Source organism: Caballeronia sp. M23-90 (genome assembly GCF_053574605.1).
Window position 1 is genome coordinate 1 of record NZ_JBSIPA010000299.1, and the last position, 8,065, is coordinate 8,065.

Annotated in this window: 6 protein-coding genes; 2 read left to right on the forward strand and 4 right to left on the reverse strand. The window is 60.1% G+C overall.

Going from position 1 to position 8,065, the window contains the following annotated elements:
- Nucleotides 1-1,164: 1,164 nt before the first annotated feature.
- Together uvrA and ACRXB1_RS24200 are read left to right on the forward strand one after the other, a co-directional pair.
- On the forward strand, nucleotides 1,165-4,038 hold the full coding sequence (gene uvrA / locus ACRXB1_RS24195) for an excinuclease ABC subunit UvrA (protein WP_449493474.1): 2,874 nt from the start codon (nucleotides 1,165-1,167) through the stop codon (nucleotides 4,036-4,038).
- Between the two features lie 88 nt (nucleotides 4,039-4,126).
- Nucleotides 4,127-5,200, forward strand: coding sequence for an AI-2E family transporter (locus tag ACRXB1_RS24200; RefSeq protein WP_062168912.1), 1,074 nt, complete (start codon nucleotides 4,127-4,129; stop codon nucleotides 5,198-5,200).
- Between the two features lie 48 nt (nucleotides 5,201-5,248).
- Here the strand turns inward: ACRXB1_RS24200 and purU are convergent, their stop codons facing one another.
- From purU to ACRXB1_RS24220, 4 genes are all read right to left on the reverse strand, one after another.
- The gene (gene purU, locus ACRXB1_RS24205) at nucleotides 5,249-6,118 is read right to left on the reverse strand and encodes a formyltetrahydrofolate deformylase (protein WP_061998377.1); all 870 of its coding nucleotides are present in this window, start codon (nucleotides 6,116-6,118) and stop codon (nucleotides 5,249-5,251) included.
- 24 nt (nucleotides 6,119-6,142) lie between these two features.
- Nucleotides 6,143-6,988, reverse strand: a complete 846-nt coding sequence (locus ACRXB1_RS24210; RefSeq protein ID WP_449493475.1) for a DUF4743 domain-containing protein — start codon at nucleotides 6,986-6,988, stop codon at nucleotides 6,143-6,145.
- A gap of 72 nt (nucleotides 6,989-7,060) precedes the next feature.
- Complete coding sequence (locus ACRXB1_RS24215; RefSeq protein ID WP_174364037.1) at nucleotides 7,061-7,675, reverse strand: LysE family translocator; 615 nt, start codon at nucleotides 7,673-7,675, stop codon at nucleotides 7,061-7,063.
- Between the two features lie 17 nt (nucleotides 7,676-7,692).
- On the reverse strand, nucleotides 7,693-8,065 hold a 373-nt coding region (locus ACRXB1_RS24220), incomplete at its 5' end, for an adenine phosphoribosyltransferase (RefSeq protein WP_449493476.1).

Genomic DNA, 8,065 nt, shown 5'->3' on the forward strand with positions numbered 1-8,065 from the left:
GGCGTACCAATCGTCCGGCGCGTGGGAAAGCGCAGATCCGGCCTTTCGACCAGATACTTTCATGCTGCTCTCCTACTTGGAAAAGTCCCGAGCAGAAGGCGCATCTCCCCCAGCGGGGTAGATACACCCCGCTGGGGAACAACAAACACCTCAGTACGGGCGCATGCACCCGTACCTAACCAAGACACAGAGGGTAGTCAGCCGTCTTGCGACGGTAGACCAGACGGAAGTCTGCCCGCTTTCGCGTGGAGTAATGTCTCAACTCCTGTCCGGACCATTACAGCCCGACGTTCGCTTTTTCCGTCCTCCCATACCCGCATAATCAACAGCGTTCCTTACGGTCCGCCTGCCAGTCAAACCGCACTGGCAACCATACGGGCTTACCACGTTCCCGGCATGTCACACGACTGACGTAGGTTCCACCTCTCCCCCGGCAGTCCAACAACGACGTAACTCGAACTTCCAACGAGTTAACCGACTGCACACCATTTTTGGTTGATGCCACGCAGCAGCTTAGGCACCGCTATAATCACGGGGTTTATCAGCAGTTCACTTACATTAACCGTATCAGCCAGCCTAGCTCCTCGACCCCTTCGCTGCTAGGAGTCTCCAGATGAACATCTCACGATGTGCATCTGCCCGAACGTCCGGGGGCTACATTGTCGGAAGAGCTTCAGACCTCACCGTTACCAGTGACGCATGTCTTCCTAGGCTACTGCTAGTCGTATAGCAGGTTCACTATTCGCCTTCGAACAGCAAAGCGAATCGAACAATGACACACCGAGCTTTCGCTCGTATCGCCTAGCGAATCCGTTGCCTATCGGCGCAGGAATTGCAAACCACATCCGCCTTGTCGGCAGGGATGAAGCCGCCGACAACACGGTGCCTGATGGTAATCAGACACATGCAATGCGATTCCCGGTACAGACGGCATACAAGGAATCGCCTATGGCGAAACCCTAAAATGCCCTACCGGGTTTCGCTTCACTACAAAGCGTTGGCCTCAAGGTGCCAACAAATGGTCGATAGCGCAGCTAGGACCGAGATCCCAACTGATATTCGACGGTCGATGCCCATGACGCAGGGCTGACGGACACGAGCGTGCGTGTCGCACAAAAGTCGTTATAGTAGCAGGTTTAGCCCCCTTACTTTCCGCCCGGATTCATGGAAGAAATTCGTATTCGTGGGGCTCGTACCCACAATCTCAAAAACATCAGTCTCGACTTGCCGCGTCACAAGCTGATCGTGATTACGGGCTTGTCGGGTTCGGGGAAATCGTCGCTCGCCTTCGACACGCTCTACGCGGAAGGCCAGCGCCGTTACGTGGAAAGCCTGTCGGCGTACGCGCGCCAGTTCCTGCAACTGATGGAAAAGCCGGATGTCGATCTGATCGAAGGGTTGTCGCCGGCAATTTCGATCGAACAGAAGGCGACTTCGCACAATCCGCGCTCGACCGTCGGCACGGTCACCGAGATTCACGACTACCTCCGGCTGCTGTTTGCCCGCGTCGGTACGCCGCACTGTCCGGATCACCACATCCCGCTGGAAGCGCAAAGCGTGTCGCAAATGGTCGATGCCGCGCTCGCCATGCCCGAGGAAACCAAGCTGATGATCCTCGCGCCCGTGGTCGCGGATCGCAAGGGCGAGCACACCGAATTGTTCGAGGCCATGCAGGCGCAGGGTTTCATCCGCTTTCGCGTTCGCTCGGGCGGCGGTACGGCCAACGAGGGCGTCGCGAAGATCCATGAGATCGAGTCGCTGCCGAAGCTCAAGAAGAACGACAAACATACGATCGATGTCGTCATCGACCGGTTGAAGGTTCGGCCCGACATGAAACAGCGTCTGGCGGAATCTTTCGAAACCGCGCTGCGTCTTGCCGATGGCCGCGCAGTCGCGCTCGAAATGGATTCGGAGCGCGAGCATTTGTATAGCTCGAAGTTCGCGTGCCCGATCTGCTCGTACTCGCTGCAGGAACTCGAGCCGCGCCTGTTCTCGTTCAACAACCCGATGGGCGCGTGCCCGGAATGCGACGGCCTCGGGCAAATCACGTTCTTCGATCCGAAGCGCGTGGTCGCGCATCCGTCGCTGTCTCTGGCAGCCGGCGCGGTGAAAGGCTGGGACCGGCGCAACCAGTTCTACTTCCAGATGCTGCAAAGCCTGGCGGCGTTCTTCGAATTCGATCTCGATGCCGCGTTCGAGGACTTGCCGGAGAAAGTGCGCAAGATCCTGCTGTTCGGCTCCGGCAAACAGGTGATCCCGTTCGCGTACATCAACGAGCGCGGCCGCACCACGGTTCGCGAGCACGCGTTCGAAGGGATCATCCCGAGCCTCGAGCGCCGCTACAAGGAAACGGATTCCGCGGCGGTACGTGAAGAATTGTCGAAGTTTCAGAACAACCAGGCGTGCCCGGCGTGCGAAGGCACGCGTTTGCGCACCGAAGCGCGCAATGTGAAGCTCGGCACCGGCGAACACGCGCGGGCAATCTTCGAGGTGAGCGGCTGGCCGCTGCGCGACACGCTTGGCTATTTCCAGACGCTGCGGCTCGAAGGCTCGAAGGCGGAGATTGCCGACCGCGTCATCAAGGAAATCGTCGCGCGGCTCACGTTCCTGAACAACGTGGGGCTGGATTATCTGTCGCTGGAACGCAGCGCGGAGACGCTTTCGGGCGGTGAGGCGCAGCGGATCAGGCTGGCATCGCAGATTGGATCGGGCTTGACGGGCGTGATGTACGTGCTGGACGAACCGTCCATCGGCTTGCATCAGCGGGATAACGACCGGCTTATCGATACCCTCAAGCATCTGCGCGACATCGGCAATTCGGTGATCGTGGTCGAGCACGACGAAGACATGATCCGCATGGCCGATTATGTGGTCGACATGGGCCCGGGTGCGGGCGTGCACGGCGGCGAGATCGTCTCGCAAGGCACGGCAAAACATGTCCAGAACGACCCGAATTCCATGACCGGGCAGTATTTGTCGGGCAAACGCAGCATCAGCTATTCGACCGATCGCACCGCGCCCGATGAACGGCGGCTGCGGATCATCGAGGCGTACGGCAACAACCTGAAGAACGTGTCGCTCGACCTGCCCGTTGGCTTGCTGACCTGCGTGACGGGCGTGTCGGGCTCGGGCAAGTCCACGCTCATCAATGACACGCTGTACCACGCCGTCTCGCAGCATCTGTACGGCTCGGCGACCGAACCGGCGCCTTACGAGGCAATCGAAGGGCTGGAGCATTTCGACAAGGTCATCAACGTCGATCAATCTCCTATCGGCCGCACGCCGCGCTCGAATCCGGCTACGTATACCGGCCTTTTCACGCCGATCCGCGAGTTGTTCGCGGGCGTGCCGGCATCGAAGGAACGGGGTTACGATCCGGGCCGCTTTTCGTTCAACGTGAAGGGCGGGCGCTGCGAAGCGTGCCAGGGCGACGGCGTGCTGAAAGTCGAAATGCACTTCCTGCCCGACGTGTACGTCCCATGCGACGTCTGTCACGGCAAGCGCTATAACCGCGAGACGCTCGAAGTCCAGTACAAGGGCAAGAACATCCACGAGGTGCTCGACCTGACCGTGGAAGCGGCGCACGAGTTCTTCAAGCCGGTGCCGATCGTCGCGCGCAAGCTGAAAACCCTGCTCGATGTCGGTCTGGGTTACATCCGCCTCGGCCAGTCGGCGACCACGCTTTCGGGCGGCGAAGCGCAGCGCGTGAAGCTTTCGCTGGAACTGAGCAAGCGCGATACGGGTCGGACTCTCTATATTCTCGACGAACCGACCACGGGTTTGCATTTCCACGATATCGCGCTGTTGCTGGAAGTGATACACCGGTTGCGCGATCAGGGTAATACTGTCGTAATCATCGAGCATAATCTGGATGTAATCAAAACCGCCGACTGGGTGATCGACCTGGGTCCGGAAGGCGGGGCCGGCGGCGGCCAGATCATCGCGCAGGGGACGCCGGAGCAGGTAGCCAAATCGAAGGCCAGTTTTACCGGCCGATATCTTGCGCCGTTGCTGCTGCGGCCGAGATCGGCGGCATGACGTACACGCACAAATGCCAAGCACGAGCCGGCCCGCCTTCGGGCCGTAGCACTCTATAACCCGTTCGCGGCAGGAGACCGAAGGATTCATGGCTAAGCGCAACGAAGCGGCCGAGAACAGGCCCGCAGTCCGGCCCGTGCGGCTGACGAGCGATATGAGCATGCCCAAGCTGTCGGCGGTTGAGATCGGCAGTTATATCGCCGCATTCGCCGGCATGTTCGCCGTTCTGCATCTGCAACTGCTCGGCGCGCTGCTGGCGGGCATGCTCGTGTTTCAGCTCGTGCACACCATTGCGCCGGTCATCGAAAAAACCATGACGAGCGGGCGCGCCCGCTGGGTCGCGGTCGTGATCCTGGCGGTGGTGATCGTGGGCGGCCTCGCCGGTGCGACGGTTGCGACCATCGACCATTTTCAGCGCGATGTTCCGAGCGTCCAGAAGCTCCTCGATCAACTCATGATGATCACGTCGCATGCGCGTCTGCAGGTGCCGGACTGGATTGCGAATTACCTTCCCGTCGACGCCGAGCAGATGAAGGACAAGGCGACCGACCTGATGCAGAAGCACGCCGCCATGCTGCAGCAAGGCGGAAAAGACGCGGCGCGGGGTTTCGGGCATGTGCTGATCGGCATGATCATCGGCGCGATCATCGCAGTGGGCGCGCCCCGGACCACGCATCGGCTGCCGCTTTCCACCGCGCTTGTCACGCGCGTGACGCGGTTCTCAGAGGCATTTCGCCGGATCGTTTTCGCGCAGGTGAAGATTTCCGCCATCAACGCGGCATTCACCGCGCTGTATTTGCTGGTCGCGCTGCCGGTCTTTCACGAGCGGCTGCCGTTGTCCAAGACGCTGGTGATGGTGACGTTTATCGTCGGATTGCTGCCGGTGATCGGGAATCTGATTTCCAACGCGCTGATTGTCGCGATCTCCCTTTCCGTGTCGTTTGGAACGGCGGTGGCATCGCTCGCGTTCTTGATCGTCATTCACAAGCTGGAATATTTCCTGAATGCACGGATCATTGGTGGGCAGATTGAAGCACGCGCGTGGGAATTGCTGCTGGCAATGCTTGCGATGGAAGCCGCGTTCGGACTTCCAGGCGTGATTGCCGCGCCGATTTTTTATGCTTATATCAAGCGCGAACTGGTTTATTTGCGACTGGTTTAAATCGCGGAACCGGCGGAGATTCAATGCAATCTCCGCCAGCTATTCGATTTACTTGAACACCACCGTCTTGCTGCCGTTCAGCACGATCCTGTGCTCGACATGCCAGCGCACCGCACGCGCCAGCGTCACGCATTCCACGTCACGGCCGATTGCCGTCAACTGATCCGGCGCCATGCTGTGGTCCACGCGCTCGACTTCCTGTTCAATGATCGGACCTTCATCGAGATCCGTCGTCACGTAATGAGCAGTGGCGCCGATCAGCTTTACGCCGCGATCGAACGCCTGGTAATACGGCTTCGCGCCCTTGAAACTCGGCAGGAACGAGTGGTGGATGTTGATCGCCCGGCCATTGAGCGCGGCGCACAGTTCCGGCGACAGGATCTGCATGTATCGCGCGAGTACGACGAGATCGATCTTGTGCTGATCGACGATTTCCAGCACGCGCGCTTCCTGCGACGCCTTGGCTTCAGGCGTCGACGCCATCAGCGGCAAATGATGAAACGGCACGTCATAACTCGCGGCAAGCTGATAGAACTCGCGATGATTCGAAACGATCGCCGGAATCTCGATCCCGAGTTGCCCCGTGCGATAGCGGAACAGCAAGTCGTTCAGGCAATGCCCGATCTTCGACACCATGATCATCACACGCGGCTTGACCGATGCGTCGTGCAGTTCCCACTTCATGCCGAACTGATCGGCGAGTGAACCGAACGATGTCCGCAACGCTTCCAGTCCCGGATCGCCGCCGACTTGCTGGAAATGCACGCGCATGAAGAACTCGCCGGTGTGGCTGTCGCCGAACTGCGCAGAGTCCAGGATGTTGCTGCCGAGATCGAACAGAAATCCCGACACGGCATGCACGATTCCCGGACGATCCGGACAAGACAACTTCAAGATAAAACTATGTTCGGTCGACATTAACCGATACTCCTTTGAAATATTTCACAGCAGTGGCGGCGAGAACACCGCCTGCATGCCTGCGCACGCGTCTTCATCGATCCATTGGCGGCGCAGCAAAAGGTCCAGCGTGGCAAGACTTGCATCCACGGTCATGGAACCTTCTTCGATCCAGCGCGCGACTTCATCGATTCGAGCAAGCCTGTGTTCGCCAACTTCGCCGTCCTGATTGCGCGGCGCGAAATCCACCGGCAGCGCGAGGTCGAAAACGTAGATCTGCTCGGCTTGCGTGCCTTCGGGCAGCGATTGCAGCACGTGGAAGATGCGCCCGCGCGTGGCGTTCGCGGCCAGTTCCGGCGGCATGCCAGCCTCTTCCCAGCATTCCTTCACGAGCGTTTCCTTGATCCCCATCCCCCAGCCGATACCACCCGCCACCACGTTGTCGAGCATGCCCGGATCGGTTGCTTTGGTTTCGCTGCGGCGCGCGATCCAGAGGTTGGGCGCCCGGCCCGGCTCTTCCACGATGCCGTTCAAATGCACCGCGTACGTCATTGTGCCGAAGAACCGCGACGCCGCCCTTTCGATGAACGCCAGCGGCTCGGCATCGAAGGTATTGCGGATTGCGTAGGTTTCGTTGCGCCAGCCGGGGATGCGGCCATCGGCGGCGAGCATGCCGATAACCGAGCCAAGCGCCGCGCTGCGGGATTCCAGCGTATTGAAGGTGACTGCAAGATGAATCGCGGCTTCGGTGAATTCGAACACGTCAGGCCACGATTTCAACGCCGATGCGTCGGCGCGGCGAATCCAGCCGACCCGCTCATCGGCGATATGAAACGGCAGATGCGCGGAAGCATCGAAACGGCGCGCTGCGATGATCGCGGGCAAGGTCATTACGGGGCCTCCGGCGGCGCAAAGGCTGGAATTGTACAAGGGCAGGCTCGTTGGCCCCGTGCAGGCGAGCGCCTAATCCTTCAGCGCCACCCGGATCCCCAGCCCGATGAACGTCGCGCCCGCCAGCCGGTCGAGCCACACGCCGACTTTCGGGCGACGCTTCAGATACGCGCCGATCATTCCCGCGGCCACGCCAAACACCGAGAACACCACGACCGTCTGCAGCATGAACACGCCGCCCAGTTCGAACATCTGCAGCATCACGCTTTGCGCGCCATGCGGATTCACGAACTGCGGCAGGAACACGATGAAAAACAACGTCACTTTCGGGTTCAGCAGATTGCCGACCACGCTCTGCCGGAACACGGTCATGAGCGGCTGGCTCGGCCGTTCGTGCGCGCTCGACAAACCCTTGCTCCGGATCGCCTTGATGCCAATCCAGATCAGATACGCCGCGCCGGCGAATTTCACGGCCTGGAATGCAATCGGCGATGATTTCAGCAACGCTGCCACGCCAAGCGCTGCAAGCGTCGTATGAAACGAAATGCCTGCTGCAAAACCAAGCGCCGCGACAAGTCCGGCTGCACGTCCCTGCGAAATGCCGCGTGCGAGCACCTGCAGGTTATCGGGACCGGGAGCCGCCGTTATCGCAATGGACGCGGCCAGGAACAAAAGGAAATTTGGCATGGTTCGAAACGCTCCAGTCAATGACCGTCGAATTCGCAAACGGTGAACAGAGGCAGGCCGGAATCGCGCAAAAGCTTCGAACCGCCGAGCGCCGGCAAATCGATGATCGCCGCGCCCTCCACCACTTCCGCGCCCAGGCGCTCCAGCAGGATCTTGCCGGCCATCATCGTGCCGCCCGTTGCAATCAGGTCATCCACGAGCACCACGCGGTCCCCTGGCTTGCACGCGTCCTCGTGGATTTCGACCGTCGCGCTGCCGTATTCGAGCTCGTAAGACTGCGACAACGTCTTGTACGGCAGCTTGCCTTTCTTGCGGATCGGCACGAAACCAAGACTCAGCTCATAGGCGAGGATCGGCCCGATGATGAAACCGCGCGCATCCAGCCCGGCG

Excerpts from the sequence above, each read along its gene's own strand:
- purU (WP_061998377.1), bottom strand. The coding sequence starts at position 6,118 with ATGTCGACCGAACATAGTTTTATCTTGAAGTTGTCTTGTCCGGATCGT.
- uvrA (WP_449493474.1), top strand. The coding sequence starts at position 1,165 with ATGGAAGAAATTCGTATTCGTGGGGCTCGTACCCACAATCTCAAAAAC.
- ACRXB1_RS24215 (WP_174364037.1), bottom strand. The coding sequence starts at position 7,675 with ATGCCAAATTTCCTTTTGTTCCTGGCCGCGTCCATTGCGATAACGGCG.
- ACRXB1_RS24210 (WP_449493475.1), bottom strand. The coding sequence starts at position 6,988 with ATGACCTTGCCCGCGATCATCGCAGCGCGCCGTTTCGATGCTTCCGCG.
- ACRXB1_RS24200 (WP_062168912.1), top strand. The coding sequence starts at position 4,127 with ATGGCTAAGCGCAACGAAGCGGCCGAGAACAGGCCCGCAGTCCGGCCC.